Origin of the sequence: Actinacidiphila sp. bgisy160 (genome assembly GCF_965342435.1) — a bacterium.
GTDB lineage: Bacteria > Actinomycetota > Actinomycetes > Streptomycetales > Streptomycetaceae > Actinacidiphila.
This window is the reverse complement of sequence record NZ_CBDRCM010000001.1, coordinates 33,689-60,631: the sequence shown is the minus strand read 5'-3', so window position 1 is coordinate 60,631 and position 26,943 is coordinate 33,689. Positions and strand designations below refer to the sequence as shown.

Below are 26,943 nucleotides of genomic sequence, written 5' to 3'. Positions count from 1 at the left end.
CGGGCCCTATCGAACATCCCCGCGCAAGCGCATAGCATCCGCCACATGACCACCACGAACCAGTGGTTCCCGCCGAGCTGGCCCGAGCGCATCCGCGCCCTCACCGCGGGCACCCTGGAGCCCGTCGTGCCGCGTCGTGCGGCGACCGTCCTGCTGCTGCGGGACGCCGATGGCGGCCCCGCCGTGCACATGCTGCGGCGCCGGGCCTCGATGGCCTTCGCGGCGGGCGCGTACGCCTATCCCGGTGGCGGGGTGGACCCGCGCGACGAGCGGCCGGTGGCCTGGGCGGGACCCTCGCCGCGGACCTGGGCCGCCCGGCTGGGCGACGGCCTGGACCCCGCCTCCGCGCAGGCGATCGTGTGCGCGGCCGTGCGCGAGACCTTCGAGGAGTCCGGCGTGCTGCTGGCCGGGGCCGACGAGGGCTCCGTCGTCGCGGACACCACCGGCGAGGACTGGGAGGCCGACCGGCGCGCGCTGGTCTCCCGGGAGCTGTCCTTCGCCGACTTCCTCGCCCGCCGCTCCCTGGTGCTTCGCTCCGACCTGCTCGGCCCGTGGGCCCGCTGGATCACCCCGGAGTTCGAGGAGCGCCGGTACGACACGTGGTTCTTCGTGACCGCGCTCCCGCCCGGCCAGCGCACCCGCGACGTGTCGGGCGAGGCGGACCGTACGGTGTGGCTGCGGCCCGCGGAGGCCGTGGCCGGCTACGACCGCGGCGAGATGATCATGCTGCCGCCGACGATCGCGACGCTGCGCGAGCTGCTGCCGTACGAATCGGCGGGAGCGGCCCTGGAGGGCGCCGCGGACGGACGCGACCTCGCCCCGGTGCTGGCGCGGGCCACGCTGGTGGGCGACGAGATCGTGCTGACCTGGCCCGGCCACGAAGAGTTCACCAAGCGCATGGGAGCCGCCGAATGACCTCGGCCCCGCAGCCCGGCAACCCGCGCGCGGAGGTCGGCGGGCGGGCGACCCCCCGCGCGTTGTGCGTGCTCGCGCCGAACCCCTCGCCGATGACGCTGGACGGCACGAACACCTGGATCGTCTCCGAGCCGGACTCCGAGCTCGCCGTCGTCATCGACCCCGGACCGCTCGACGACGGTCACCTGAACACCGTGGTGTCCACCGCGCACTCCCTCGGCAAGAGGATCGCCCTCACCCTGCTCACCCACGGGCACCCCGACCACGCCGAGGGCGCGGGCCGCTTCGCCGAACTGACCGGCACGCCGGTGCGCGCCCTGGACCCGGCGCTGCGCCTGGGCGACGAGGGCCTCGCCGCGGGCGATGTCGTCACCACCGGCGGCCTGGAGCTGCGCGTCGTGCCCACCCCGGGGCACACCGCGGACTCGCTCTCCTTCCACCTGCCCGCCGACCGGGCCGTGCTCACCGGCGACACCGTCCTCGGCCGCGGCACCACGGTCGTCGCCCACCCCGACGGGCGGCTGGGCGACTACCTGGACTCCCTGCGCCGGCTGCAGGCGCTCACGATGCACGACGGCGTCGCCACCGTGCTGCCGGGCCACGGCCCGGTCCTCGCCGACGCGCGCGGCGCCGTCGAGTTCTACCTCGCCCACCGCGCCCACCGCCTCGCCCAGGTGGAGACGGCCGTGGAGCAGGGCCTGACGACCCCCTCCGAGGTCGTCGCCCATGTGTACGCGGACGTCGACCGCGCCCTGTGGCCGGCCGCCGAGCTGTCGGTGCGGGCGCAGCTGGACTACCTGCTGGAGCACGGGCTGATCTGATGGCCGGTACGCCCCGCGGCGCGCCCCGCGGACGCGGAAGGGGCGCCCAGGGTGGGCGCCCCTTCGTACGCGTACGGGCGTCAGCGCGAGCGCTTGGCCAGCCGCTCGACGTCCAGCAGGATGACCGCCCGCGCCTCCAGGCGCAGCCAGCCGCGGCCCGCGAAGTCGGCGAGGGCCTTGTTGACGGTCTCCCGGGAGGCGCCCACCAGCTGGGCGAGCTCCTCCTGCGTCAGGTCGTGGACGACGTGGATGCCCTCCTCGGACTGCACGCCGAAGCGGCGCGACAGGTCCAGCAGAGCCTTGGCCACGCGGCCGGGGACGTCGGAGAAGACCAGGTCGGACATGACGTCGTTGGTGCGGCGCAGGCGCCGGGCGACGGCGCGCAGCAGCGCGGCGGCGACCTCGGGGCGGGCGTTGAGCCAGGGCTGCAGGTCGCCGTGGCCGAGGCCGAGCAGCTTCACCTCGGTCAGCGCGGTGGCGGTGGCCGTGCGCGGGCCGGGGTCGAAGAGCGACAGCTCACCGATCAGCTCGCCGGGGCCGACCACGGCGAGCATGTTCTCGCGGCCGTCGGGGGAGGTGCGGTGCAGCTTCACCTTGCCCTCGGTGACGACGTACAGCCGGTCCCCGGGTTCCCCCTCGTGGAACAGCGAGTCGCCACGCGCGAGCGTGACCTCCGTCATGGAGGCGCGCAGTTCAGCGGCCTGCTCATCGTCGAGCGCCGCGAAAAGCGGTGCGCGCCGCAGAACGTCGTCCACGAGCTCTCTCCTTGTCGACATCGCTGGGTCGGTCCCCATCATGCCCGACAGCAAAACAGTGCGATCAATCACAAGTCTGTCTTATGTGCTCGTGTGATTGTGCTCCGGGGGTCCGTTTGGGGGCCGGATCACGGCTCTCCAGGGCGATTGTCGGTGGCGAGGCTTAGGCTGGCCGGGTGTCCGATACGCCAAGTGCGCAGAAGAAACGGCAGGGTGGTGGGGCCGGGAGGGCGACCGCCGCCGCGGATTCCGCTGTGAGCGAACAGGCCGCCCGCAACACCCCCGCCGGCCGCGCGCGGGCGTCCGGCAAGCCCGAGTCCCGGCTCGCGATGGTCCGCAGGGCCCGCCGGATCAACCGCGAGCTCACCGAGCTGTACCCGTACGCCCACCCCGAGCTCGACTTCGAGAACCCCTTCCAGTTGCTCGTCGCCACGGTGCTCTCGGCCCAGACGACCGACCTGAGGGTCAACCAGACCACCCCGGCGCTGTTCGCCAAGTACCCGACGCCGGAGGACCTGGCGGCCGCCGACCCGGAGGAGCTGGAGCAGATCCTGCGCCCCACCGGTTTCTTCCGCGCCAAGGCGCGGGCGCTGCTCGGCCTGTCGGCGGCGATCCGCGACAGCTTCGGCGGCGAGGTGCCCGGCCGGCTGGAGGACCTGGTCACGCTTCCCGGCGTGGGCCGCAAGACGGCCAACGTGGTGCTCGGCAACGCCTTCGGCGTCCCCGGCCTCACCGTGGACACCCACTTCCAGCGGCTGGTCCGCCGCTTCGGCTGGACCAGCGCGACGGAGCCGGAGAAGATCGAGCAGGACATCATGGCGATCTTCCCGAAGAGCGAGTGGACGATGCTCTCGCACCGTCTGATCTTCCACGGCCGCCGGATGTGCCACGCCCGCCGCCCCGCCTGCGGCGTCTGCCCGATCGCACCGCTGTGCCCGTCGTACGGCGAGGGCGAGACGGATCCGGAGAAGGCGAAGAAGCTGCTGAAGTACGAGATGGGCGGTGGCCCCGGGCAGCGGCTCAAGCCGCCGCCGGGGTTCCCGGGCAAGGCGGCGCCGCCGCTGGAGGCGGAGTGACGCAGGCACGACCCGACATCGAGGACGTATCGGTCGACCGCGAGGGGTTGCCGTCCTGGCTCGGCCCGGTGGCCCGCGCGGTCGACGCCGTGCGGCCCGAGCAGCTCAGCCGTTTCCTGCCGCCGCCGAACGGCGGCCGGCCCTCCGCCGTCCTCATCCTTCTCGGCGCGGGGGCCGGAGGGCCCGAACTGCTCCTGATGGAACGGGCGGCCTCCCTGCGCTCGCACGCGGGGCAGCCCTCCTTCCCGGGCGGCGCGCTCGATCCGGAGGACGGCGACCCGCAGGGCGAGGGCCCGCTGCGGGCCGCGCTGCGCGAAGCCTGGGAGGAGACCGGCCTCGACCCGTCGGGGGTGCAGGTCTTCGGGGTGCTCCCACGGCTCTACATCCCGGTGAGCGATTTCGTCGTGACGCCGGTGCTCGGCTGGTGGCGTACGCCGTCCCCGGTGGGAGCGGTCGATCCGGCCGAGACCGCACGGGTGTTCACCGTCCCCGTGGCGGATCTCACCGATCCGGCCAACCGGGCCATGGTGACGCATCCCAGCGGCCTCCAGGGGCCCGCCTTCCTCGTGCAGGGCGCCCTGGTGTGGGGGTTCACCGCGGGCCTGATCGACCGGATCCTCCACCACGCGGGCTGGGAACGACCCTGGGATCGTGCAAAGACGGTCCCGCTGGGCTGATCCGCCATGAGACGGTGTCCAGGTGAATGTGCTGGACATCGTGTTGTTGCTGGCCGCCGTGTGGTTCGCGATCGTGGGCTACCGCCAGGGATTCGTCGTCGGCGTGATGTCGGTGGTCGGGTTCCTCGGCGGTGGTCTGGTCGCGGTCTACGTACTGCCCGCGATCTGGAACGCGGTCACCGGCAACGCCCAGCCCGGCACGGTGGCGGTCGTCGCGGCGGTGGTCCTGATCATCGTGTGCGCCTCGGTGGGCCAGGCCTTCACCACGCACCTCGGCAACAAGGCCCGTACGCACATCAGCTGGTCCCCGGCGCGGGCGATCGACGCCGTCGGCGGCGCCCTGGTCAACGTCCTGGCGATGCTGCTCGTCGCCTGGCTCATCGGTTCCGCGCTCGCCACCACCACCACGCTGCCCAGCCTCGGCCGCGAGGTCCGCTCCTCCCGGGTGCTGCTGGGGGTGGCGCAGATCGTGCCGCGCGAGGCCGACAACTGGTTCGCCGACTTCAGCTCGGTGCTCGCGCAGAACGGACTGCCCCAGGTCTTCTCGCCGTTCGGCAACGAGCCGATCACCGCCGTCCCCGCTCCGGACCCGGCGCTCGCCGACAGCGCGGTCGTCGGCCGCGCGCGGCGCAGCATCGTCAAGGTCGTCGGCACGGCACCGAGCTGCGGCAAGGTGCTGGAGGGCACCGGCTTCGTCTTCGCGCCGCACCGCGTGATGACCAACGCCCACGTCGTCGGCGGCGTCGACAACCCGACGGTGCAGATCGGCGGCGAGGGCCGGGTGTACGACGGCAAGGTCGTGCTCTACGACTGGCAGCGCGACATCGCGGTCATCGACGTACCGTCCCTGGACGCGCCCGCGTTGTCCTTCAGCACCACCGACGCCCGGTCACGGGACGACGCGATCGTGGCCGGCTTCCCGGAGAACGGCGGCTTCGACGTGCGAGCCGCCCGGGTGCGCGGCCGTATCCCCGCCTCGGGCCCGGACATCTACCACCGGGGCACCGTGGAGCGCGACGTCTACTCCCTGTACACGCTCGTCCGCCAGGGCAACTCGGGCGGACCGCTGCTCACCCCCGAGGGGCGGGTCTACGGCGTGGTGTTCGCCAAGTCCCTCGACGACGCGGACACCGGCTACGCCCTGACGGCGGACGAGGTCGGGCCGGACGTCCGGGCCGGCCGTACGGCGAACCGGCAGGTCGACACACAGGGCTGCGCCCTGTAGGCCTGCCGGGGGAGCCTGCCGGCCGGTGCGGGGCCGGGCGGTCAGTCGCTGCGGGTATGCCTCAGCCGAGCGCCCACCCAGCGGGCGCGGCGCCTGAGGATATGGGGAATACCGAGTCGGGAGCCTCCGGACCGATGGTCCGGGGCCTGCGTCCCGGTGGTGATCCGCGCTCCGTCGGCGCGGCGGTCGCGTGACACGTCACGGTAGTCGTGCGTCCAGCCCATACCGAGCTGTCTGCCCGGGGTCCATGGTCGGTAACCGCCTGGCGCTCCATCAGTTGGCCTATGCGCCCGGCATTTGGCTGATCGTCGTACGAGATTAACGATCCGGTTCGGGGTCCTTGAGCCAGTTGACCAGCTCGGTCGAGAACGCCGCCGGATCCTCCTCATGGGGGAAGTGCCCCAGACCGTCGAAGAGCCGCCAGCGGTACGGCGCCTCCACGTACTCCCCGCTGCCCGCGGCGTGCCGGGCCCGCATCGCCGGGTCGAGTGAACCGTGCAGATGCAGCGTGGGCACCCGCACCGGACGCTTCATGCGGCGGTTGAACTGGAAGCCGTCCACGCGGGCCAGTGAGCGCACCATCCAGCGGTACGGCTCGATCGAGCAGTGCGCCGTCGACGGGATGAGCATCGCCCGGCGGTAGGCGTCCACCGTCTCGTCCTCCGGCAGCCGGGGCCCCGACCAGTCCCGCAGCAGCCGTCCCACCAACGCCGCGTCGTCCGCGACCAGCTGCCGCTCCGGGATGAACGGCCGCTGGAACCCCCACACGTAGCCGCCGGCCGCGCTGTGCCGCAGGTCCGTCAGCATCGCCGACCGCCAGCGCCGGGGATGCGGCATGGAGCACACCGCCAGCCGCCGGACGAGCTTGGGCCGCATCGCCGCCGCCGTCCACGCCAGGTAACCGCCGAGGTCGTGCCCGACCAGCGCGGCGTCCGGCTCACCGAGCGAGCGGATCACGCCGGTGACGTCGAGCGCCAGGTTCGCGGGGTCGTAGCCGCGCGGTGTGCGGTCACTGCCGCCCACTCCGCGCAGGTCCATGGCGACCGCGCGGAAGCCCGCGTCGGCCAGCGCCATCAGCTGGTGCCGCCAGGTCCACCAGAACTGCGGGAAGCCGTGCAGCAGCAGCACCAGCGGGCCGTCACCGAGCTCGGCGATGTGGAAGCGGGCACCGTTCGCGGCGACGTCCCGGTGGGTCCAGGGCCCGTCGATGCGTACCACCGGGGAACTGTCAGCGACCGTCATGCCCTGAGCGTGTCACACCTTGGCCTCAACCGCGGCCCCCGTCGTGCCGGAGTGGGCGCTCCGGGGGTGCGGCTTGACACCCTGCAGCACCGCCGCCGTCTCCTTTGCCGAGGCGATGCTGCGCTCCGGCTTCTTGATCTTCTTGAACTTCGAGCGCGCCATCAGGCCCAGCACACCGGCCAGCACCAGATAGGCCGCGCCGACGATCAGGAACGACCAGGCGAGGCCCAGCCCGAGGTTGTGGATGCCGTACGCCGCCGCGAAGCTCAGCACCGGCAGCGAGAAGAGCGCCAGGATGCCGGCCGCGCCCACCGCGCCGCCGCCCATGCCGGCGCGCTTCATGTCCTGCCTCAGCTCGGCCTTGGCGAGGGCGACCTCCTCGTGGACCAGCTCGGACAGGTCCGCCGTCGCCGAGGCGAAGAGCTGACCGAGGCTACGGCTTCCGTTGGGGCTCACGGTCACCCCCACGTTCACGGGCTCGTCCGCTCGGCTCATCGGGTCCTCCGTCGTCGTCATGGTGCGTCAGTCGTCATCCGGGGCAAACGGGTTACCCCCCGATCATGCCCGACTCATCCTCGCCGCTGCCCCCGGAGCGCGCCACTTCCGCGAGCCTGCGGTGCTCGGCCGCCTTCGCCTCGTGGATCGCGGCCATGCGCAGGTGGAACTCGGGGTTCGCCCACTCGTAGACGTCGGGGACGCCGTCCCGGTCCTCGTCGCGCTCCTCGTCCTCGCACATGCGCCGGTACTTGGCGTTGCGGAGCTTCAGCAGCACCGCGGCGAGCACCGCGGCGATGAACGACCCGAGCAGGACGGCCGCCTTGACCTCCTCGGTCAGCAGCTGGTCGCCCTCGAAGGCCAGCTCGCCGATGAGCAGGGAGACCGTGAAGCCGATCCCCGCGAGCGTGGCGACGGCCAGCACGTCGGCCCAGGCCAGGTCGGGGTTGAGCGCCGCGCGGGTGAAGCGTGCGGCCAGCCAGGTGCCGCCGATCACGCCGAGCGGCTTGCCGACGACCAGTCCCAGCACCACGCCCAGCGTCTCGGGGCGGCCGAACACCTCGGCGACCGCGCTGCCGGCGATCGGCACCCCCGCGGAGAAGAGCGCGAACAGCGGCACCGCGAGTCCGGCCGACAGCGGCCGTACGAGGTGCTCGATCCGCTCTCCGGGGGACCGCTCCTCGCCCTCGCGGCGGTGGCAGCGCAGCATCAGGCCCATCGCGACGCCCGCGATCGTGGCGTGCACCCCGCTGGCGTGCATCAGCGCCCAGTTGACCAGGGCGAGCGGCACGTACACGTACCAGCCGCGCACCTCCTTGTGGAGCAGCAGCCGGAACAGCACGAGCCCGGCGAGGGCCAGCGCCAGCGCGACGAGGTTGATCCCCGAGGTGAAGAAGACCGCGATGATCAGGATCGCGAAGAGGTCGTCCACGACCGCCAGGGTCAGCAGGAACGCGCGCAGCGCCGACGGCAGCGAGGTGCCGAGCACGGCCAGCACCGCGAGGGCGAACGCGATGTCGGTCGCCGTGGGCACCGCCCAGCCCTGCAGGGAGCCGCCGCCGACGCCGTTGACCACCGCGTACACGACCGCGGGCGCGGCCATGCCGCAGACCGCGGCGATGACGGGGAGCGCCGCCGCCGACGGACGGCGCAGCTCGCCCGCGACCAGTTCCCGTTTGAGCTCGATGCCGGCGACGAAGAAGAAGACCGTCAGCAGTCCGTCCGCGGCCCAGTGCCCCACCGACAGGTCCAGGTGCAGCGACTCGGGCCCGAAGGTGAAGGCGACGGTGGACCGGTACGAGGCGCTCAGCGGGCTGTTCGCCCAGATCAGCGCGACGACGGCGGCCAGCAGCAGAATTACGCCGCCCACGGTCTCCGTCCGCAGCGCGTCGGCGACGTAGTTCCGCTCGGGGAGGGGCATCCGGCCCAGGAAGACGGAACGGCGGCGGTTGGTCGCGGTCACGGGGGGTGGACCTCCGGTCGGGCTCGGCATGGCTGATCACCTTGCCGACCAGACCTCCCCGCACGCCCCGATTCACTGTCGCGTTTCTTACGCGCGGTTACCGGGTCGGCGCCGGAGGCTCCGGCGTTCTTCACATTACGGACAATCGCCGGGGGTCGCAGGGGCGCTCCCGCCGCCGGGAAACGGCGAAGAGGCCCCCGCGGGGGCCTCTTCGGTGCGGTGACGCGGAACGGTCAGTCCTCGCTCGCGGCGCTCGGGAGCTTCGTCTGGATGAGGTCCATGACCGTGGAGTCCGTCAGTGTGGTGACGTCCCCCAGCTCCCGGTTCTCGGCGACGTCGCGCAGCAGGCGCCGCATGATCTTGCCGGAGCGGGTCTTCGGCAGCTCGGCCACCGTGAGGATCCGCTTCGGCTTGGCGATCGGGCCGAGCGTCTTGGCGACGTGGTCGCGCAGCTCGGCGATCAGCTCCTCGCCGTCCTCGGACGCGGCGGTGCCGCGCAGGATCACGAAGGCGACGATGGCCTGGCCGGTGGTGGCGTCGGCGGCGCCGACCACGGCCGCCTCGGCGACCTTCGGGTGCGAGACGAGGGCCGACTCGACCTCCGTAGTGGAGATGTTGTGGCCCGAGACGAGCATGACGTCGTCCACCCGGCCCAGCAGCCAGATGTCGCCGTCCTCGTCCTTCTTGGCGCCGTCGCCGGCGAAGTAGCGGCCCTCGAAGCGGGACCAGTAGGTGTCCAGGTAGCGCTGGTCGTCGCCCCAGATGGTGCGGAGCATCGACGGCCACGGCTCGGTGAGGACGAGGTAGCCGCCGGAGCCGTCGGGCACCTCGTTGGCGTCGTCGTCCACGACGGTGGCGGAGATGCCGGGCAGCGGGCGCTGCGCGGAGCCGGGCTTGGTCTCCGTCACGCCGGGCAGGGGGGAGATCATCATGGCGCCGGTCTCGGTCTGCCACCAGGTGTCCACGATCGGGCAACTGCCGCGGCCGATGTGCTCGCGGTACCAGATCCACGCCTCGGGGTTGATCGGCTCGCCGACGCTGCCCAGGACGCGCAGCGAGGACAGGTCGAACTTGGCGGGGATGTCGTCGCCCCACTTCATGAACGTGCGGATCGCCGTGGGGGCGGTGTAGAGGATCGTGACCCCGTACTTCTGGACGATCTCCCAGAAGCGGCCCTGGTGCGGGGTGTCCGGGGTGCCCTCGTACAGCACCTGGGTGGCGCCGTTGGCCAGCGGGCCGTAGACGATGTACGAGTGGCCGGTGACCCAGCCGACGTCGGCGGTGCACCAGTAGACGTCGGTCTCCGGCTTGAGGTCGAAGACCGCGTGGTGGGTGTAGGAGGTCTGCGTCAGGTAGCCACCCGAGGTGTGCAGGATGCCCTTGGGCTTACCGGTGGTGCCGGAGGTGTAGAGGATGAAGAGCAGGTGCTCGGCCTCGAAGGCTTCCGGGGTGTGCTCGGCGGACTGCCGCTCGACCAGTTCGTGCCACCACAGGTCGCGGTCCTCGGTCCAGGCGACCTCCTGGCCGGTGCGGCGCACGACCAGCACCTTCTCCACGCCGCCGGCGCGGGCGACGGCGTCGTCCACGGCGGGCTTCAGCGCGGAGGGCTTGCCGCGGCGGTAGCCGCCGTCGGCGGTGATGACCACCTTGGCGTCGGCGTCCTGGATACGGGCGGCGAGCGCGTCGGCCGAGAAACCGCCGAAGACCACCGAGTGCGCGGCGCCGACGCGGGCGCAGGCCAGCATCGCCACGACGGTTTCGGGGATCATGGGCATGTAGATGGCGACCCGGTCACCGGCCGTCACGCCCAGCTCGGTCAGCGCGTTCGCGGCGCGGCTCACCTCGTCCTTGAGCTCGGCGTAGGTGACGGCCCGGCCGTCGCCGGGCTCGCCCTCGAAATGGATCGCCACCCGGTCGCCGTTGCCGGCCTCGACGTGCCGGTCGACGCAGTTGTAGGCGACGTTCAGGGTGCCGTCGGCGAACCACTTCGCGAACGGCGGGTTGGACCAGTCCAGGGTCTTCGTCGGCTCCTTCGCCCAGGTCAGCCGGCGGGCCTGCGCCGCCCAGAAGCCCAGTCGGTCGTCACCGGCCTGCTGGTAGGCCTCCGCGGTCACATTGGCACCGGCCGCCAGCTCGGCGGGCGGAGCGAACCGGCGCTCCTCCTTCAAAAGGTTGGCCAGGCTCTCGTTGCTCACGCCGTGCTCCTTCGCAGGGTGTCCTCTTGTGTCCCAGGCCATAGCTCACCAGCCGGAGGGGCGAAATGACAAGGGTTCGCGGCAAAAATTGGTTTAGACCTGTCGCGGTGTCATGGGCGCCATGGGCGTCGTGGGTCTCGTGGGTGTTATGGGCGGAGTGCCCGGACATGGGCCGGCCCGCCGTCAGGTGCACGGCGGGCCGGGACGCGCGGGTCGCCTGATGCGGGCGGCCCACTCGGACGGTCTCAGACGGCGTCGAGCACTTCCGGCCGCACGGCGGCGAACGTGCCGGTCCCACCGTCGAGGACGTAGGCCTGGGCCTCGGCGACGTGGAAGTACATGCCGTGCAGCTGGAGTGATCCCTCGGCCACCCTGCGGGCGACGCAGGCATGGGCCATCAGATGGTCCAGCTGCTGTACGACATTGACGAGGCAGAGCCGTTCCAGCTCGTCGGCCACCGGGCGGTCCGCGAGGGCGACCTCGCCGCGTCCGGGCCGGCCGATGCGCTCCAGCCGCGCGAGGCTCGGCCGGCCGTGGCGGAGCCAGCGGGCCAGCGGGGTCTGCGCCCCCGGCTCGTGGCCCGCCCCGCTCAGCAGTGCCTGCATGGCACCGCACCCGGAATGCCCGCACACGGTGATGCTGCCGACCTTCAGCACCTCCACCGCGTACTCGATGGCGGCGCCCACGGAGTCGCAGGAGGCGTCGGCGCCGGGCGGCGGCATCAGGTTTCCCACGTTGCGCACGGTGAACAGGTCACCTGGCCCACTCGAGGTGATCATGCTGGTGACCAGGCGTGAGTCGGCGCAGGTGAGGAAGAGCTGGGTGGGCCGCTGCCCCTCGCGGGCGAGCCGCGCCAACTCGTCCCTGACCAGCGGCGCCGTGTTGCGCTGGAAGGCGCTGAGCCCGCCCACCAACTGCCCGGCGGCCCCCGCCTCCGTGCCCGGCTTGGTGCAGTGGTGGTTGCGCCACGGCGTCCAGGGGCGGCAGGCGTGCGCGCTCGACGGGACCGCGATCGGGGTTCCCGAGCGGCCCGTGAGGGTGGACCAGCCGCCGCGCGCCCGGTGGCCGTCGCACCAGTGCTGCAGCGATTCGTACGCCGCGTGGTCCATGAAGGAGCCGTCCAGGGTGACCACGGCGCGGGTCCCCTCCGGCACCTCCGCCAGCGCCCGGGTCAGCCGGGGCACCGCGAGGAAGGTCAACTGGCCCCGTACGTGCACCTGGTGGACGCCGGACTCCTCCGTCACCGTGATCCTGGTGTGCGTCAGCCGGCGCAGTGACAGGAAGACGGCCACCGCGATGCCGGTCAGGACCCCCTCCAGCACGCCGATCAGCAGCACCGCGCCGAGCGTCGCCGCGTAGACCGGGAACTCCCGGTGCCGTTGCACGTGCTTGATGTGCGCGAAGCTCACCATCTTCATCCCGACCACCATGACCAGGGCGGCGAGGGCGGCGAGCGGGATGTGCTCCAGCAGCCCGGCCAGCAGCCCGGCGCAGAGCAGCACCCACACCCCGTGCAGCGTCGTGGACCGGCGCGTCCGCGCGCCCGCGGCCACGTTCGCCGAGCCGCGGATCGCGCCGCCGGCCACCGGCAGCCCGCCGAGCAGGCCCGAGACCACGTTGGACGCGCCCTGTCCGAGCAGTTCCCGGTTGAGGCGGGCCGGCACGGCGTCCCCGGGCGCCCCGCGCCCGGAGCGCAGCTTGTCGATCGCCACCGCAGACAGCAGGGACTCCATGCTCGCCACCAGGGTGACGGTCAGGACGGCGGCGGCGATACCGAGCACCGGCCCGTGTGGCAGCCCTGGCAGCGCCACCGCCTGCCAGGCGGGCAGGTCGACCCGCGGCACCGCGATGGGCGCGCCGACGGCGGTCGCCGCCGCGACGGCTGCGAGCGGCGCGGGCACCGTGCGCAGTGTCCTGCCGGCCCGCCCGGGCAGGCGCGGCCAGCCGACCAGCACGGTCACCGTGACGCCTGCGATCAGCAGAGCGCCCGGGTGCGGGGATGACAACTGCTGTGGCAGGGCGGTGAGATTGGCGAGCGCCGAGCTGTCCGGGCGGGCGCCGAGCACGACATGAAGCTGGGCGAGCGCGATGGCGGCGCCGATGCCCGCCAGCATGCCGTGCACGATCGCCGGGCTGACGGCGAGCGCAGCCCGGGCCACCCGCAGGGCGCCCAGGGCGAGTTGGGTGAGCCCGGCCAGCACCGTGATGGCACAGGTGGTCCGCCAGCCGTAGCGCTGGACGAGCTCGGCGGTGACCACCACCAGGCTGGTGGCGGCACCGCTGACCTGGAGCGGCGCACCGCCCATCAGCCCCGCGACGATGCCGCCGACCGCGGCGGCGATCAGCCCCGACTCCAGCGGGGCGCCGGTGGCCAGGGCGATGCCCAGCGACAGCGGGACGGCGATCAGGAAGACGGTGACCGAGGCCGACAGGTCGTGCTGCCAGGCAGCGGTCCCGTCGTCGGCGCGGAGCGTTGGTGGCGGCAGATCCAGCGGTGGGATCTGCGACTGCTGCGGCTGTGGTTCTGGCGTGGCGTGCATGTTCCCGTCTCCTCCGGGGCGGCGCGGCTGCGTCCGGCTGGTGCGCGTACGCGGTCGTGGTCACGGCTGTTGCGGCGGGTGCTTCGGCCTTGCGAGTAACGGAATGCGATTGCCCGAACACTCTCAAGAGTCGGTAAATGGAGAGTAATGCAGACAAAGGGTCCGTGGATGAGGATTCGCCCGAACGGGCGAACGATTACCCGGTGAGAGTGAACCGTTCGCCCAGGACGAAGCCCGGATCGACCTGGGAGGCGAGGTCCGCGCCGGTCCTCGCGTTGCCCCAGCTCTCCGCGTTCTTGAGGTGGAAGTGGACCATCTGGCGGGTGTAGCGCCCCCAGTCGCGCCGCTCGTACGTGGCGTCCGCGGCGTCACGCATCGACCGCAGCGCGGCGCGGTTGGGCTCCTCCAGTTCCCCGAAGCACGGGGGGCGGCCCTTCTCCATGGCGCGGACCCAGTCCGAGTGCCCGACGGTGACCAGCAGGTCGTCGCCCACGTGCGAGCGCAGGAAGTCCACGTCGTCCGGGCCCTGCACCTTGTTGCCGACGACGTGCAGGGCGACCCCGAAGTCCCGGGCGTACTCCTTGTACTGGCGGTAGACCGCCACGCCCTTGCGGGTGGGCTCGGCGACGAGGAAGGTCATGTCGAAGCGGGTGAACATGCCGGAGGCGAAGGAGTCGCTGCCGGCCGTCATGTCGACGACGACGTACTCCTCGCGGCCGTCGACCAGATGGTTGAGGAACAGCTCCACCGCCCCGACCTTCGAGTGGTAGCAGGCCACCCCCAGGTCGGACTCGTCGAAGGGGCCGGTGACCATCAGTCGCGCCTCGCCGCCGTCGAGCGCGACGGGCCGGGCGCAGGCGGCGTAGACCGGGTTGTCCTCGGTGATCCGCAGCAGGCGGGAGCCCTCGCCGGGCGGGGTGGTCTTGATCATCGTCTCCGCGGACGCGATCCGCGGGTTGGTGCCACGCAGGTACTCCTTGATCTCCGGGAGGTGGGCGCCCATCGCCGGAAGGACGGCGGCCTCCTCCTCGTCGAGGCCGAGCGCCGGGCCGAGGTGCTGGTTGATGTCGGCGTCGACGGCCACGACGGGGGCGTGGGCGGCGGCGAGGTGGCGGATGAAGAGGGAGGACAGCGTGGTCTTGCCGCTGCCGCCCTTTCCGACGAAAGCGATCTTCATGTTCGTTAAGCGTAGTGACGGGGCGCGTCGCATGCGGATTCCGCCGCGGGAGTTCACCCGTCGGTGGACATCCGGGCTTGTCTGGGCTGCCCCCGCGGCCCGTCCTGGCTCCGGTCAGGGGTGGCGCGGGAGCCCGCGGCGCGCGTGACGATGCCCACTCGCCCACCGAGGCGCCGCCGGGGGTGCGTAGGGTCGTGGGTATGGGTACGACAGCTGATCCGCTCGCCGTTCTCGGTTCGCTCCCCGGTGTCGCCGAGTCGGTGGACACCGTACGGAATGCCGTGGACCAGGTCTACGGGCACCGGGTGATGCGCCGCCGCTCCGAGGAGGTGTCCTCGGAGGCGGCGCTGCGCGGCGCCCGCGGTTCCGCGGCGCTCGCCGGCGCCGACTGGGCGCTGGAAGAGGTGCGCAGGCGCAGCGACTTCTCCTCCGATGACGAGTCGCGCGCGGTGGGCGCCGCGCTGCGGCTCACCGCCGAGGCCGGCCAGTTGCTCTCCGTCTGGCGCCGGTCGCCGCTGCAGGCGCTGGCCCGGCTGCACCTGGTCGCGGCCGGCGGCGTCTCACCGGACGAGACGGTCGGCCGGCCGCGGCAGACGGGCGAGAAGGTCGAGGAACCGCTCCTGGACGTCGCCGAGTTCCCGCTGCCCGACACCGCGGAGGTCGTCGCGCGCCTCGACGGGCTCGCCGACCTGCTGCTGTCGGGCAGCCAGGCGCCGGCGCTGGTCGTTGCCGCGGTCGTGCACGGCGAGTTGCTGTGCCTGCGGCCCTTCGGCTCGTACAACGGCATCGTGGCGCGGGCCGCGCAGCGCGTCGTCCTCGTCGGGAGCGGTCTGGACCCCAAGTCCATCTGCCCGGCCGAGGTCGGCCACGCCGAACTCGGGCGCGCGGACTACCTGAAGGCGCTGCGGGGCTACGTCTCCGGCACGCCCGAGGGCATGGCGGCCTGGATCTCGCACTGCGGGCAGGCCGTGGGTCTGGGCGTACGGGAGAGCGTGGCGGTCTGCGAGGCCCTGCAGCGCGGCGCCGCGTAGCACGTAGCACCCGCCGGCCGCGCCCGGCGGGATCCGGGGGCACAAGGTTGCGGCGGCACCGCGTGGGTGCCGCCGCTGGCATGACGGTCGGGTTACCAGGCGTGCACGATGTCTGCCCATCAGGTCGGGGACTTTGCCCGTACCTGGTGCGGCCGGCCCGGTCAGCGGGTCCGCGTCGCGTGGGTTCCCAGCTGTCATGCTCGGTCCGTGGGGCCTGATTCGACGGGGTTCCTCGCGGAAGTCCGTGGTCTCGCGGGCCGTACAACCTTTCTACTGCACCTTCGGGAGAACCGGAACCCCTCACCGCAGTTCTTTGCTGCATACGGGGTCTGATCAGCGCGATCTCCCCGAAGGGTGCGTTCGGGTGCCTATCAGTACAGGACGGGCCTGCGCCGGCGGGCCGCGTACCACACGAGTCCCGCCGTGGCGGCGGCCGCGCCGACCGCGGCGAGCGCCAGCACCGGACCCGAGGGCATCGTCAGCGCGGGCACCCGCTGGTGCAGCCGGACCGGACGGCTGAAGGTGAGTATCGGCCATTCGCGTGACGCCGCCTCCCGGCGCAGCCCGCGGTCGGGGTTGACCGTGTAGGGGTGGCCGACCGACTCGAGCATCGGGATGTCGGTCACCGAGTCGCTGTAGGCGAAGCAGCGTTTGAGGTCGTAACCCTCGGCCGCCGCGAGCTCGGTGATGGCCCGCGCCTTGGCCGGGCCGTAGACGTAGTGTTCGATCCGGCCGGTGTAGCACCCGTCCTCGACCGCCATCCGGGTGGCGATGACGTGGTCCGCGCCGAGCATCTCGCCGATGGGCTCCACGACCTCGGCGCCCGAGGCGCTGACGATGACGACGTCGCGGCCGGCCAGGTGGTGTTCCTCGATGAGGGAGGCCGCCTCGTCGAAGATGATGGGGTCGATGAGGTCGTGGAGGGTCTCGGCCACGATCTCCCGCACCTGCTGCACGTTCCATCCCCGGCACATGTCGGAGAGGTACTTTCGCATCCCCTCCATCTGGTCGTGGTCTGCGCCGCCGAGCAGATAGACGAACTGGGCGTACGCGGTCCGCAGCACGGCGCGGCGGTTGATGAGGCCGCCTTGGTAGAACGGCCTGCTGAACGCCAAGGTGCTCGACTTGGCGATCACCGTCTTGTCGAGATCGAAGAACGCGGCGGTGCGCGGCGACAGGTGGTTTTCCACGAGGACGAGCATAGGGACCCACCATTCGGCGTAAGCTCCTGCGCGTGGGTTTGCCTGAGAAGGCCATCGGGTACACCATGGAAGTCACGGATCGTTCGCGACCGTGCTAACCCGGTCTGGCTCCTCCCCCCCCGAGTCGGACCGTGGGGACGACCCCCGCTCTCCCCCCCGGCGGGGGTCGTCGCATGTCCGGGGGCATATTCAGGCCTTGAGTCCGGACGCGCCCGGCATGTGATCGGCCCCCCGCGGCTTCCGCGGGGGGCCGGTCTTTTTTCTTGTGCGACTACCGTGAGTGACGGATCGCATTCGTTGCGCTGCCCGGCGGAAGCCACTCGGGTGGGTGGCGGGGATATCCACAACGGCCTGGTTATCCACGGATTACCACCAAGATCATCAATTTTCGGCGACTCACGAGACTCTGGCGGCAAATGCCGCGCCGGAGATGGGTCCGGTGCATGTGCCCGATACCGACGGGACGGGCCGGAACGAGCGAGGGGGACGCCGAGGTGGCCGAATCATTCAACGATGAAACAAAAGGAACGCGTGGCGGGTGGCCGTCCGGGCGGGTGTCCGGACGCCCGCGCGGAAAGGACGAATCCGATGGCGGCCCGCTGATCGTCACCGAGGACGGGGCCCTCCTGGACGACCTGCTGCGTCTGTGCGCCGCGGCCGGCGCGGAGCCGGAGGTCGCCTTCGGGGTCCCGCCGGCGCCGGGCAGCTGGGAGGGTGCGCCGCTGGTGCTCGTCGGCGCCGACGACGTCCGCCGGGTGCCGGACACGGCGCACCGCCGGCGGGGCGTGCTCCTCGTCGGCCGGGACTTGGACGATCCCGACGTGTGGCGCCGCGCCGTGGACGTCGGCGCCGAGCACGTCGTCTTCCTGCCCGACGCCGAGACCTGGCTGGTCGACCGGATCGCCGACGTGGCGGAGGGCGCCGGCGACCCGGCCCTGACGATCGGCGTGGTGGGCGGCCGCGGTGGCGCGGGCGCCAGCACCCTGGCCTGCGCGATGGCCGTCACGGCCGCCCGCTCCGGGCGCCGCACCATGCTCGTCGACGCCGATCCGCTCGGCGGCGGGCTGGACGTGCTGCTCGGGGCCGAACGGGTGGGCGGGCTGCGCTGGCCCGACCTCGCCGAGTCACGGGGCCGGGTCAACAGCGGCGCCCTGGAGGAGTCGCTCCCCTGTACGCACGCCCTGAGCGTGCTCAGCTGGGACCGGGGCGACAGCGTCGTCATCCCGCCGCCGGCCATGCGGTCGGTGATGGGCGCCGCCCGGCGGCGCGGCGGCGTGGTGGTCGTCGACCTGCCGCGCCGGATGGACGAGGCCGTGGCCGAGGCGCTCGCCCAGATCGACGTCGGCCTGCTGGTCGTCCCGGCCGAGTTGCGCGCGGTCGCCGCCGCCGGCCGCGTCGCCTCGCGGATGGCCATGGTGCTGCGGGACCTGCGGGTCGTCGCCCGCGGCCCCTTCGGCTCGGGGCTCACCGACGAGACGCTCGCCGAGCTGGTCGGGCTCCCGCTCGCCGGCGAGCTGCCGCCGGAGCCCGGCCTGCGCCTCGCCCTGGACAGCGGCGAGGCACCGGGAAGCAGCGGCCGGGGCCCGCTGGCAGGGTTCTGCTCGGCCTTCCTCACCGCGGCGCTGCCCGGTGGCGGGAGCGTGGCCGCATGAGCGCCGACGTGATGACACCCGCCCTGCTCGACGCCGTGCGCCTGCGGCTGGCCGCCTCGGGGGACGAGCCCACCCCGGCCGGCGTGGCCGCCGCATTGCGGGCGCAGGGCCGGCTGCTGGGCGACACCGAGGTGCTCGACGTGGTGGCCGCCCTGCGCTCGGAGATGGTCGGCGCCGGGCCCCTGGAGGGGCTGCTCGCCGAGCCGGACGTCACCGATGTCCTGGTGAACGGGCCGGACGAGGTGTGGGCCGACCGGGGCGCCGGACTGGAGCGCACCGACGTGCGGTTCGCGGACGCCGCGGCGGTGCGCAGGCTCGCCCAGCGGCTCGCCTCCGCGGCCGGACGACGCCTGGACGACGCCCGGCCCTGGGTGGACGCCCGGCTGCCGGACGGCACCAGGCTGCACGCGGTGCTGCCGCCGGTGGTGGTCGGCGCCCCGTGCCTGTCCCTGCGCGTCGTCCGCACCCGGGCCTTCACCCTGGACGAGCTGATGGCCGCGGGCAGCATGGACGGCGGTACGGCCGCCCTCCTGCGGGCGGTGCTGGACGCCCGCCTGTCGTACCTGGTCTCCGGCGGCACGGGCTCCGGCAAGACCACACTGCTGAGCTGCCTGCTCGGCCTCGTCCCGCCGGGCGAGCGCATCGTCCTCGCCGAGGACTCCGCCGAGCTGCGGCCGCGCCATCCGCACGTCGTACGGCTGGAGACCCGGCCCGCCAACCAGGAAGGCGCCGGGCTGGTCACCCTGCGGGACCTCGTACGGCAGGCGCTGCGCATGCGGCCGGACCGGTTGGTGGTCGGCGAGGTGCGCGGGCCCGAGGTCCTCGATCTGCTGGGCGCCCTCAACACCGGTCACGAAGGCGAATGGCACGCTGACCGTACACGCACCTCTGCCGAATCGTCAGGACGGCCGATTGGGGCGCGTGAACGACGATGCCCCCGGGATGTACCCGAGGGCGGTCGTTCGGCCGTTCAGCGGCGAGCAGGCGCGGTCAGTGGTGCGCGCGGCGAAGGACGTCGAGCAGTGCGCGGGCGGCGGTGCTGTCCAACGCGTCGCCCGGGTCGTCGAGGTGCTTCGCGGCGATCGCGATCACCTTCCCCAGCGCCGCAGTCATGGGCTCCAGGAACACGGCCCGTTCGGCGTCGCCGATCGCTTCGCCAGCCTCCAAGATCGTCTCAACCACCGCGTGAAGAGCGACGGCGGCTTCGACCTCGGCGACGTCTGCGGCCCGGTCCAAGGGGGAGCCCGGCTTGGTCAGGGCGAACACGGTCTTCCCCGTGAGCGGGTCGGTGCCAAGTCGGCGCGGGGCGGTAGCCTCATGCATGTCATTCGCTCCTCTAAGCGAGTGGCCAAGCCCCGGGACGGTTGCCTCCGTCGCCGGGGTCCTCTCGCCGTTGAGCATACGCGCATTCGCGCATGCGCGGTCGCACGATGACGCACATTCGCGGACGCTAGGCACCATGGATCTTGACCGCTCCGTTCCCGTGTGGCCGCAAGTCGCCGACGAGCTCAGGCGGCGCTTGGACGCGGGTACGTACCCGCCCGGCTCTCGTTTCCCGGCGGTCGTCGACCTCGCGGCCGAGCTGGACGTCGCCGCTTCGACCGTTCAGAAGGCGGTGGCGGCGCTGCGCGCGGAGGGGCGACTGCGGACCGTGCTCGGGCAAGGGTCGTTCGTCGCGGACGTGTAAACGCGAAAACGCCCCCCAGCGGTTCACTGAGGGGCGTCTTAGCAGTTGGCCGGGTCAGTCGGTACCCCCGGCAGCGATCGCGGCGCATCCGCCACACCAGTCCTGCGGGCGGCGGCGAGCCGTCCACGCGTCGCGGTGGGTCGGGTGGAAGTCCTGCTCGTTGTGCGTCACGCACAGAGCCATCCACTTGTCGGCGGCATCGATCAGTCCATACTCGGCGCAGTTCACGGACGCCGTGAGCGCACCGGTCGCGCGGACCTTCGCCGCCCAGCGAGCGCCGGGGATCGTGGCGGCGTCGGCGTTCTTGTCGGAGGCGAAGAGTTTCGTCGTACCCGCCGCCTTCGTGGCGCGGGGCTTGCGGCCCTTCGGGGCCTTCCGCTTGGCCTTGGGCTTCGGAGCCTCGACCGGCGCGGGAGCGATCGGCTTCACGAGCTCAGGCGACCGGCGTTCGCAGACCTTGCACGTCGAACCGGTAATGACCGGCTCGCCGTAGACCCCTTGCTTGCCGCAAGCCGTCCAGCCGGAGGCCAGGATGACGTGCACAGCGGCCCCCCGGCCCATCGCGCGGTGCGTGTGTTCGGTGTTCATTCGGTACCCCTCCGCAGTTGCCTGACTCCGCTCTGTAGCGGCGCCGGGAACATTTGAAGACGCTGTTCGGAGGCTTCTCAAGCTCGTGACCAGGGCAAACGCAAAAAGCCCCGCCCCGGCTCGTGATGAACCAGGGCGGGGCGGCGTGTAAACGGTCTAAGCGACGGCGGCCAGGTACCGGCGTGCGGTCCGCTCGGACACACCGAGTCGGTCGGCCAACATCCGGCCGGTCACGCGTTGGCCAGTGGCGGCCAGCTCGCGGACGGCGTCGCGGACGGCGGACATGTCGGCAGCCGGTGCGGCCGGTCGCCGTTCCGCTGGAGTCGCCTTCGGCCTGTTCGTGACCGTGTCCGGTCGCGTGGCCTGCTGGGCGACTGGGGGCGTGTCCGGGACCGGTGCGGCCGGTCGGTCGGCCGGGGCGTCCTGCGTCGTCAGCGGGTCGGCAGCGGGCGCGTGACGCCGGTGCATCCGCCACACGGTCAACGGGAAGACCGCGTGCAGTCCGGCGGACACCCAGGTGTCGACGGCGGCCAGCGGCTCGACGGTCAGCACACCGGCCACGTTCGCGGCGACGGCTACGGCCACGGACAGCGCGACGTCACGCCGTGTCCGGACAGCCCACACCATGAACAGGTCGACGGCCACGGGCACGGCCGGAGCGACGACCGTCGGCACGCCGTGGGACAGCGCCAGGTCGCGCTCGACGGCGAACGAGATGAACATCGCTGCGGCGAGGGCGGCTACGCGGACGGCGGTGGTTACGGAGATGCGTCTCAAGCGGTCACCTCGATGACCTCGACGGGCCAGCCGGCTACCAGGTCGAGGAGCTCGGGGTCGCGGCGAGCGATCCATTCAAGGACCGGGGCGGCGTTCTTCGACGTGTTGCACTCCGCGCAAGCCGGGACGAGGTTCACCGCGTCGTCGCTACCGCCGTGAGCCTGCGGTATGACGTGGTCGGTGTGCTCGGCAGGGCCGCCGCAGTAAACGCACGTCCACAGGTCCATCGCTTCGATGTGAGGCATTGCGGCGCGGCGGAGCTTCGGGTTGTCGCAGTCGCGGCAGTCGACGTTGAGGCCGTCGGCGCGGGTGCGGTTGTCGCTGAATGCGTCGAGCGGGAGTTGCTCACGGCACTTGCGGCACCGCTTCAGGCCGTCCGGTCGAAGTCGCGCACGGCCAGCAGCTATCTCGGCGTCGGTGCGGGCAGCGAGACGAGCGCGGTGCGCCCGGCTGTCGGCAGCGTGGGCACCCGGATTCGCGGCGCACCGGGCGCGCCCGGCGGCAACGTGGTGCGCCCGGCAGATCGTGTCGATCCCGCCGGGCCTGTGCGCGTGGCGCTTCATGTCGCCCACGTCCGCCAGGTGCGGCCCGACGCGGCACCATGCCTGACCGTCCGGCACGGGGTGTGGCCAGCGGTTATCCCATCGGCCCATGGGTTGTCTCCTTCGTTCGCTTGGATCGCCCCGGATACGCCGAAGCCCCCCGGACGAATCCGAGGGGCGTCAGGCGATGGGAGACGCAACCGGGAGCGACCCGGTCATCGTGGAAGTGGGCCAGCTGGCGGCGGGCCTGCTCAGGCGAGATCAGCGATCCGCCGCCGCAGGTCGTCGCCACTCGTACGGACCTCGGGAGCGTCCACCTCGACGATCGCGTCCAGCATGGTGATCATCTGGTTTTCGGCGATGGTCGGGTAACCCGCCGTGCACCACTTGCAGGGCGCGCCCCGATGCACGTAGCTCCTGTGGCGCGGACACAGCCTCGGGTCGACATGCGCGGGGGCGGCTTCGGCCCTCTTCCGCGCCGCCTGCTGACGGGCACTGGGTCGCTTGGTCACTTTTTCTCCTCGATGGTGTAGCCCATACGGGCGCGAGACTGCGGGGTCATGCCGAGCGATTCGCCGAGCGCCTTGACCTCGCGGATCGTGGCTGCGGTACCGGTGCCGTCGAACAGCGTGCGTTCCAGGTGCACGTACGCGGCCACGAGGCCGATCTCCGACTCCGACCACAGCCACGCGGACGGGGTGGCCCAGAGTTCATCCCAGCGGGACGCCTGCGCGTCCGTGAAGTTGGCACCAGGCGGTATCGCCGGAGTAGGCAAGTCGCAGTAGTTCGGCAGCTTGGTGGTCGACTCGCCGCGCTGGATCGGGTTGCGGCGAGCGGGTTGCTTCATTCCGGGCACACCGGCCACGGTTCACCTCACGTTGTGTGGTCGGGGCACGCCCCGGAAAGTTGATACTGGTCAACAAATGCTCGATTCCCCTCCCCCGCGCGTTGAGCCCCCGGGGTCGAAGGGGCCGCCCGCCGGGTGGGGGTCACAATTAGTGACCGAAGGACTCGCGAGCGGTCTTCCGGCCGTGACACGGCGCGCAAAGCGCTTGCAAGTTGGTCTCGTCGAAGCCCCGTGGGCCCTGGATGCCTAGCCCGTCGATGTGGTCGACGACCTTCGCGGGCGGCGCGGCGATCGCGGGCTGGTGGCTTGAGTCTTCACACCACGGGTGCTCGCGGAGGTAAGCACGGCTGGCACGCAGCCAGCGCGCCTGGTCGGTCGAGCTGCCGTCGTTGTGGCTGTCGCGGTACCTCACCCCGGTAGCGTTGTACCGAGCGTGCGCCCGGCACTTACCCCGGTAGGTCTTGCACTGGCACCCATCCACCGGGCACATCTGTAGCGATGCACGCGCACCCTGAGGGCGCGGCCCTGGCTCACATGGGCACTCGGCGCGGGTGCGGCCCTTGGCCTTCCGGGGCTTAGGTTCCGGCTTGGGTGGCTGCGGTACGGCACCAGGCACCACGCCGCGCCAGTCGCCGTCGGCGGGGATCACCATTCCGGTAGCGAGGAAGTTCGCGGCCACCTCGTCGGCGACCTCGAACGTGTCGCCAGCGCTGAGGACCTTGTCGCCCAGCACCAGCTGGTGGAAAGCGGCGACGCGGAGCAACATCAAGGGCGCTCGCGCAGTCGCTGTACGTCGTCGTCGTGCGCCCACGACATCGGCTCGCCGTTGTACAGCGCGGCGGCTCGCTCGCTCGTGGACATGTCGGCCCACTCCCGCTGCGTGATGCCGGGCGGCGGGTAATCGAGGGGTGACGGGTCGGTCATGTGTACTCCTTGGGTTGGGCGCCGACGGGGCGGCAGCGATCGGCCACCGCCCCGAGCCGGCTGATTGGTCAGGCGGCGCCGTCGACGTACTCGGCTTGGCCCTTGGCGACCAGCGCGGCGGCGTGGTGCTCGTCGATCTCCAGCTCCTGGCCATTGACCGTCGATCGGATCGCACGCTTCGGCTTCGCAACGACGCGGCCGTACGACTCGTCGATGGCTCGGACCTCGGCGGCGCCACGGTCGATCGGGAAGCCGTACAGATCGACGGCGGGGCCCTCGGATGCCGTGACCGGCGTAGCTTCGGTGACGTCCGGGCAGTCGGTGTACAGGCCGAGCTTGTCCCAGTTGGTCACCCACGCGCGCCGGGTGAGAGCGGCCCCGTACACCTGCCGGGCGGCGTCAGCGACCCGCTGGGCGTCGATGTATGCGTTCGCGGCCTTGGACACGTCGGCTTCGACCAGCTCCGCGATCGCGGGCATCTCCCGGCGAACAGCGGCCTTGAGCGCGGCGTCGGCCTTGTGGACCTCGGCGGCGAGCTGTCGGAGGGCGCCGATCACACGCGGGCGGCGGCGCTGGGCGGCTTCCAGGTGCGACGGCTCGTCGAGCGGATCACGACCGGCGGCCATGGCATCGCGACCGGCAGCCTCGTCCTTCGCGATGGCGGCGGCCTCCCAGCTGGACATCAGCAGCTCGGCGTGTTCCGACTCGTAGTCGACGAACCGCTCGTAGGCGGCCTCGCGGGCGTCGAGGAACTTGTGAAGGGGCTTGGGGAGGAAGGCACGGGGCGGGATGCCGGTGATGTCGGCGTAGATCTGGGACACGGGGTCTCCTTCGAGGTGTGTGTAAACGCGGTGTGGATCAGTCGCGCGGCTTGGCGCGCAGGTGGTAGCCATCAGCCCACTTGTTCACGAGGGCCCAGACGACATCGCAGGCGATGTCGGCCGCTTCGTCGTACGGGATATCGACCCAGTCCGGCACGGTGAGTGCTTCGACGAGGCGTGTGTATGCGGCTTCACGGGCTGCGACCGTGGACAAGTCGTCACGGGCATTCACGAGGTGAGCTCCGGCGACACGGCGGACGGTCCTGGCCCAACGCTTGCTCACGGGGCCACGGCTCATGCGGCGTCCGACAGCGCCAGGCCGAACACGTACGTACTGCGTCGACCGTCACGCGTCGTCTTCCGGACGACCCACCCGGCATCACGCAGAAGCCGGACCATCACGCCGAGCGGAACAGTCGCCTGCTGCCGTCGGGTGAGCTCGTCGTTCACGGCCCACATGACGCGGGTGACGTTCTCGTACGAGCCGGGGCGCTGGTCGATGACGTCGGGCAGGACGTCGGCAAGCCGGGCGGCGTGGATCTCGTCGCCGGGGCGAAGGTGCTTGGGGTTCATGGGTGGCTCCAGGCATGGCGAAGGGGCGCGCTGCGCGGTCAGCAGCACGCCCCGGGGCGGTTTGGCGTGTGAGGTTGTGGTCGGCGGCTAGATCGTCAGCAGGACGAGCGCGAGGAGTATCAGGAGCGACGAGCCGGCTGTCCAGCGGAACAGCGCGATCAGGTCGGCGCGGGTGATCGTGGGCATGGGTTCCTTCACGTGCGGGCGCTGCGGATCTCTCGGTCGAGCGCGTAGTTCGCGGCGGCGGCGATCATCGCGGCGCGCTGGCTTGCGGGCAGGTGGTCGGGGCCGCGCAAGTCCGAGGTGAGCTCGTCGAAAGCGCGGGCGCGGGTCTCCGGAGATGCGAGTTCGGCGGCGGTGTAGCCCTTCGACCGCAACGCAGCGCGGGCAGCCCAGCGGATCGCCTTCCAGGCGCGGTACGGCACATGCAGGTAGTCGTCCATGGGCGCTCCTCAGTGGTTGGGCAGCAGGCTCGGGGCGTGGGCGGTGAGCGTTGCGTCGAGGTGGCTGAGGGCTTCGTCGTTCTGACGGCGCCAAAACTCGGCGTCGTCGGGGTCGCCCCGGCGTATGGCGTCGGCGCGGTTCGCGGCAGTCCTCGTCAGGTGCGACCAGTTGGCTGCCAGCATTGGCGGGCACGCGGGATGGGCCAGCATGACTGCGAGGTTGGCGGTCGTGTAAACGGTCGTGGGTGCGGCCATGGGGCCTCCATTCGGGAACGAAAGAACCGCCACCCAGCGCGATGCTGAGTGGCGGTGTTGGTGAGGGGACGGTCGTCGCGTGCTCGGCCGTCAGCGGGGCAGCAGTGGCGTGCTACGGGCGTCGCATGGGACGACGGTTGCCGACGATCGCGGCAGTGTCGGGCTGGCGGCAAAACACACACCAGGTGTCGCCGCGAGTCGTCCAGAACGGTCCGGCGCACGACTCGCACTCGCGGAACTCCTTGGTCACCGGCTTACCGCGCCAGCGAAGCCACGCCGACCGGGCGGCGGCGACGCGGGCGCGGGCACGCTCGCGGAGGTCCGGGTCGATGATGTTCCAGCGGGACCGGCGGTCGACGGCTCCAGCGTCGTACGCGCGGTGGCAGCTACGGCACAGCGGAACGTACGCGTCGAGCGAGTCAGCGTAGGTGCGGCGGCGGCGCTGCGATCCGCGATGCACTCGGGCGTCATCGAGCTTGATCTCGTGCCCGGCGTCGCGGTTCAGAGCCCAGTCGCTGGCTTGCAGGCCACAGATGTAGCAGCAGTGGTACTTCGCTGGACCGCGCTGGAAGGAAGCGCGCTGGTGGACAGCGGTATACGGGTTAGACGGCATGGGAGGACCTCCAAACGGTGGATGGGTCATGCGGGCGGCCCGGAAGTGCGCCAGGCACGAACGGGGTGCTCACGCTGCGGCGAGCGCGCGTCCCGAAGGCGGGCATCGGCGCGGCGGGTGCTCAGGCGAGGCGCGGACGGGGCGCGAGCGAGGGGCGCCGGACAGGGCCGCGTGACGCGTGGTGACGAAGAAACGTCACTTCAGGATTGTTGGCTTAGTGAAACCGACCGACCAAAACTACTTGTTGGAATAGCGAGTGACGGTTCTACGTCACGAACCACCACTCCGGCGGGCAGTGCTCAGCTTTGCGCTAGCGCTCTTTCACCGGCGGTTACGCCCGCAGCGCCTGGGCGCCAACGGCCCCGGAGTCGCACCCCGCGTCATCCGCGAGGGCGGCCCCGAGGCCGT

Annotated in this window: 30 protein-coding genes; 9 read left to right on the top strand and 21 right to left on the bottom strand. The window is 71.9% G+C overall.

What is annotated here, in order from left to right:
- Positions 1–45: 45 nt before the first annotated feature.
- Positions 46–915, top strand: a complete 870-nt coding sequence (locus ACRWNP_RS00285) for an NUDIX hydrolase (protein ID WP_431958803.1) — start codon at positions 46–48, stop codon at positions 913–915.
- Positions 912–1,736, top strand: a complete 825-nt coding sequence (locus ACRWNP_RS00280) for an MBL fold metallo-hydrolase (protein ID WP_431958802.1) — start codon at positions 912–914, stop codon at positions 1,734–1,736. The genes ACRWNP_RS00285 and ACRWNP_RS00280 overlap by 4 nt, the downstream gene beginning before the upstream one ends.
- Before the next feature lie 80 nt (positions 1,737–1,816).
- Here ACRWNP_RS00280 and ACRWNP_RS00275 read toward each other — a convergent pair whose 3' ends face one another.
- Positions 1,817–2,491 carry a Crp/Fnr family transcriptional regulator gene (locus ACRWNP_RS00275; RefSeq protein ID WP_431958801.1) on the bottom strand — a complete coding sequence of 225 codons (675 nt, stop codon included), beginning with the start codon at positions 2,489–2,491 and terminating at the stop codon, positions 1,817–1,819.
- A 254-nt stretch (positions 2,492–2,745) separates the two neighbouring features.
- Here ACRWNP_RS00275 and nth point away from each other — a divergent pair, with 254 nt between their 5' ends.
- From nth to ACRWNP_RS00260, 3 genes are read left to right on the top strand one after another with little or no spacing between them, the layout of a single operon-like run.
- Positions 2,746–3,567, top strand: coding sequence for an endonuclease III (gene nth, locus ACRWNP_RS00270; protein ID WP_431958800.1), 822 nt, complete (start codon positions 2,746–2,748; stop codon positions 3,565–3,567).
- Positions 3,564–4,244, top strand: a complete 681-nt coding sequence (locus ACRWNP_RS00265) for an NUDIX hydrolase (protein ID WP_431958799.1) — start codon at positions 3,564–3,566, stop codon at positions 4,242–4,244. The genes nth and ACRWNP_RS00265 overlap by 4 nt, the downstream gene beginning before the upstream one ends.
- A 22-nt stretch (positions 4,245–4,266) precedes the next feature.
- The gene (locus ACRWNP_RS00260; protein ID WP_431958798.1) at positions 4,267–5,469 is read left to right on the top strand and encodes a MarP family serine protease; all 1,203 of its coding nucleotides are present in this window, start codon (positions 4,267–4,269) and stop codon (positions 5,467–5,469) included.
- Between the two features lie 41 nt (positions 5,470–5,510).
- On the opposite strand, the gene ACRWNP_RS00255 is transcribed toward ACRWNP_RS00260, so the two are convergent.
- The 7 genes from ACRWNP_RS00255 to ACRWNP_RS00225 all read right to left on the bottom strand — a co-directional run bounded on the left by ACRWNP_RS00255 (position 5,511) and on the right by ACRWNP_RS00225 (position 14,580).
- Positions 5,511–5,693, bottom strand: a complete 183-nt coding sequence (locus ACRWNP_RS00255; RefSeq protein ID WP_431958797.1) for a hypothetical protein — start codon at positions 5,691–5,693, stop codon at positions 5,511–5,513.
- 94 nt (positions 5,694–5,787) lie between these two features.
- The gene (locus tag ACRWNP_RS00250; protein ID WP_431958796.1) at positions 5,788–6,711 is read right to left on the bottom strand and encodes an alpha/beta fold hydrolase; all 924 of its coding nucleotides are present in this window, start codon (positions 6,709–6,711) and stop codon (positions 5,788–5,790) included.
- Between the two features lie 12 nt (positions 6,712–6,723).
- Positions 6,724–7,206 (bottom strand): phage holin family protein, encoded by a 483-nt coding sequence (locus ACRWNP_RS00245; RefSeq protein ID WP_431958795.1) that lies wholly within the window; start codon positions 7,204–7,206, stop codon positions 6,724–6,726.
- A gap of 52 nt (positions 7,207–7,258) precedes the next feature.
- A complete protein-coding gene (nhaA, locus tag ACRWNP_RS00240; RefSeq protein ID WP_431958794.1) occupies positions 7,259–8,698 on the bottom strand; it encodes a Na+/H+ antiporter NhaA in 1,440 nt (479 codons plus the stop codon).
- A 203-nt stretch (positions 8,699–8,901) separates the two neighbouring features.
- Positions 8,902–10,863 carry an acetate--CoA ligase gene (gene acs / locus ACRWNP_RS00235; protein WP_431958793.1) on the bottom strand — a complete coding sequence of 654 codons (1,962 nt, stop codon included), beginning with the start codon at positions 10,861–10,863 and terminating at the stop codon, positions 8,902–8,904.
- A 245-nt stretch (positions 10,864–11,108) separates the two neighbouring features.
- Positions 11,109–13,403 (bottom strand): SulP family inorganic anion transporter, encoded by a 2,295-nt coding sequence (locus ACRWNP_RS00230; RefSeq protein ID WP_431958792.1) that lies wholly within the window; start codon positions 13,401–13,403, stop codon positions 11,109–11,111.
- 196 nt (positions 13,404–13,599) lie between these two features.
- A complete protein-coding gene (locus tag ACRWNP_RS00225) occupies positions 13,600–14,580 on the bottom strand; it encodes an ATP-binding protein (protein WP_431958791.1) in 981 nt (326 codons plus the stop codon).
- 200 nt (positions 14,581–14,780) lie between these two features.
- Between ACRWNP_RS00225 and ACRWNP_RS00220 the strand changes: the two genes are divergently transcribed.
- Entirely contained in the window at positions 14,781–15,611 is an 831-nt protein-coding gene (locus ACRWNP_RS00220) for an oxidoreductase (RefSeq protein WP_431958790.1), read from the top strand.
- 371 nt (positions 15,612–15,982) lie between these two features.
- On the opposite strand, the gene ACRWNP_RS00215 is transcribed toward ACRWNP_RS00220, so the two are convergent.
- A complete protein-coding gene (locus tag ACRWNP_RS00215; RefSeq protein WP_431958789.1) occupies positions 15,983–16,813 on the bottom strand; it encodes an HAD family hydrolase in 831 nt (276 codons plus the stop codon).
- Positions 16,814–17,367: 554 nt separating this feature from the next.
- Between ACRWNP_RS00215 and ssd the strand changes: the two genes are divergently transcribed.
- The 3 genes from ssd to ACRWNP_RS00200 all read left to right on the top strand — a co-directional run bounded on the left by ssd (position 17,368) and on the right by ACRWNP_RS00200 (position 20,152).
- Positions 17,368–18,465, top strand: coding sequence for a septum site-determining protein Ssd (gene ssd / locus ACRWNP_RS00210; RefSeq protein WP_431958788.1), 1,098 nt, complete (start codon positions 17,368–17,370; stop codon positions 18,463–18,465).
- On the top strand, positions 18,462–19,745 hold the full coding sequence (locus ACRWNP_RS00205; protein WP_431958787.1) for a TadA family conjugal transfer-associated ATPase: 1,284 nt from the start codon (positions 18,462–18,464) through the stop codon (positions 19,743–19,745). Before ssd ends, ACRWNP_RS00205 begins: the two co-directional genes overlap by 4 nt.
- 179 nt (positions 19,746–19,924) lie before the next feature.
- The gene (locus ACRWNP_RS00200; protein ID WP_431958786.1) at positions 19,925–20,152 is read left to right on the top strand and encodes a GntR family transcriptional regulator; all 228 of its coding nucleotides are present in this window, start codon (positions 19,925–19,927) and stop codon (positions 20,150–20,152) included.
- A 54-nt stretch (positions 20,153–20,206) separates the two neighbouring features.
- Here the strand turns inward: ACRWNP_RS00200 and ACRWNP_RS00195 are convergent, their stop codons facing one another.
- From ACRWNP_RS00195 to ACRWNP_RS00140, 12 genes are all read right to left on the bottom strand, one after another.
- Positions 20,207–20,740, bottom strand: a complete 534-nt coding sequence (locus ACRWNP_RS00195; RefSeq protein WP_431958785.1) for a hypothetical protein — start codon at positions 20,738–20,740, stop codon at positions 20,207–20,209.
- Positions 20,741–20,896: 156 nt separating this feature from the next.
- Entirely contained in the window at positions 20,897–21,517 is a 621-nt protein-coding gene (locus ACRWNP_RS00190; protein ID WP_431958784.1) for a helix-turn-helix domain-containing protein, read from the bottom strand.
- On the bottom strand, positions 21,514–22,080 hold the full coding sequence (locus ACRWNP_RS00185) for an HNH endonuclease (protein WP_431959215.1): 567 nt from the start codon (positions 22,078–22,080) through the stop codon (positions 21,514–21,516). The genes ACRWNP_RS00190 and ACRWNP_RS00185 overlap by 4 nt, the downstream gene beginning before the upstream one ends.
- A gap of 230 nt (positions 22,081–22,310) precedes the next feature.
- Positions 22,311–22,469: a hypothetical protein gene (locus tag ACRWNP_RS00180; protein ID WP_431958783.1), complete on the bottom strand. Its 159-nt coding sequence runs from the start codon at positions 22,467–22,469 to the stop codon at positions 22,311–22,313.
- A 98-nt stretch (positions 22,470–22,567) separates the two neighbouring features.
- Entirely contained in the window at positions 22,568–22,906 is a 339-nt protein-coding gene (locus ACRWNP_RS00175) for a hypothetical protein (RefSeq protein ID WP_431958782.1), read from the bottom strand.
- A 765-nt stretch (positions 22,907–23,671) separates the two neighbouring features.
- Positions 23,672–23,830, bottom strand: coding sequence for a hypothetical protein (locus tag ACRWNP_RS00170; RefSeq protein ID WP_431958781.1), 159 nt, complete (start codon positions 23,828–23,830; stop codon positions 23,672–23,674).
- A 68-nt stretch (positions 23,831–23,898) separates the two neighbouring features.
- Positions 23,899–24,651 carry a hypothetical protein gene (locus ACRWNP_RS00165; protein WP_431958780.1) on the bottom strand — a complete coding sequence of 251 codons (753 nt, stop codon included), beginning with the start codon at positions 24,649–24,651 and terminating at the stop codon, positions 23,899–23,901.
- A 37-nt stretch (positions 24,652–24,688) separates the two neighbouring features.
- Positions 24,689–24,883, bottom strand: coding sequence for a hypothetical protein (locus ACRWNP_RS00160; RefSeq protein ID WP_431958779.1), 195 nt, complete (start codon positions 24,881–24,883; stop codon positions 24,689–24,691).
- Between the two features lie 62 nt (positions 24,884–24,945).
- Complete coding sequence (locus ACRWNP_RS00155; protein ID WP_431958778.1) at positions 24,946–25,224, bottom strand: hypothetical protein; 279 nt, start codon at positions 25,222–25,224, stop codon at positions 24,946–24,948.
- Between the two features lie 194 nt (positions 25,225–25,418).
- The gene (locus ACRWNP_RS00150) at positions 25,419–25,667 is read right to left on the bottom strand and encodes a hypothetical protein (RefSeq protein WP_431958777.1); all 249 of its coding nucleotides are present in this window, start codon (positions 25,665–25,667) and stop codon (positions 25,419–25,421) included.
- A gap of 9 nt (positions 25,668–25,676) precedes the next feature.
- Positions 25,677–25,922, bottom strand: a complete 246-nt coding sequence (locus tag ACRWNP_RS00145) for a hypothetical protein (RefSeq protein WP_431958776.1) — start codon at positions 25,920–25,922, stop codon at positions 25,677–25,679.
- Positions 25,923–26,034: 112 nt separating this feature from the next.
- A complete protein-coding gene (locus tag ACRWNP_RS00140) occupies positions 26,035–26,535 on the bottom strand; it encodes a hypothetical protein (RefSeq protein WP_431958775.1) in 501 nt (166 codons plus the stop codon).
- Between the last annotated feature and the right edge of the window lie 408 nt (positions 26,536–26,943).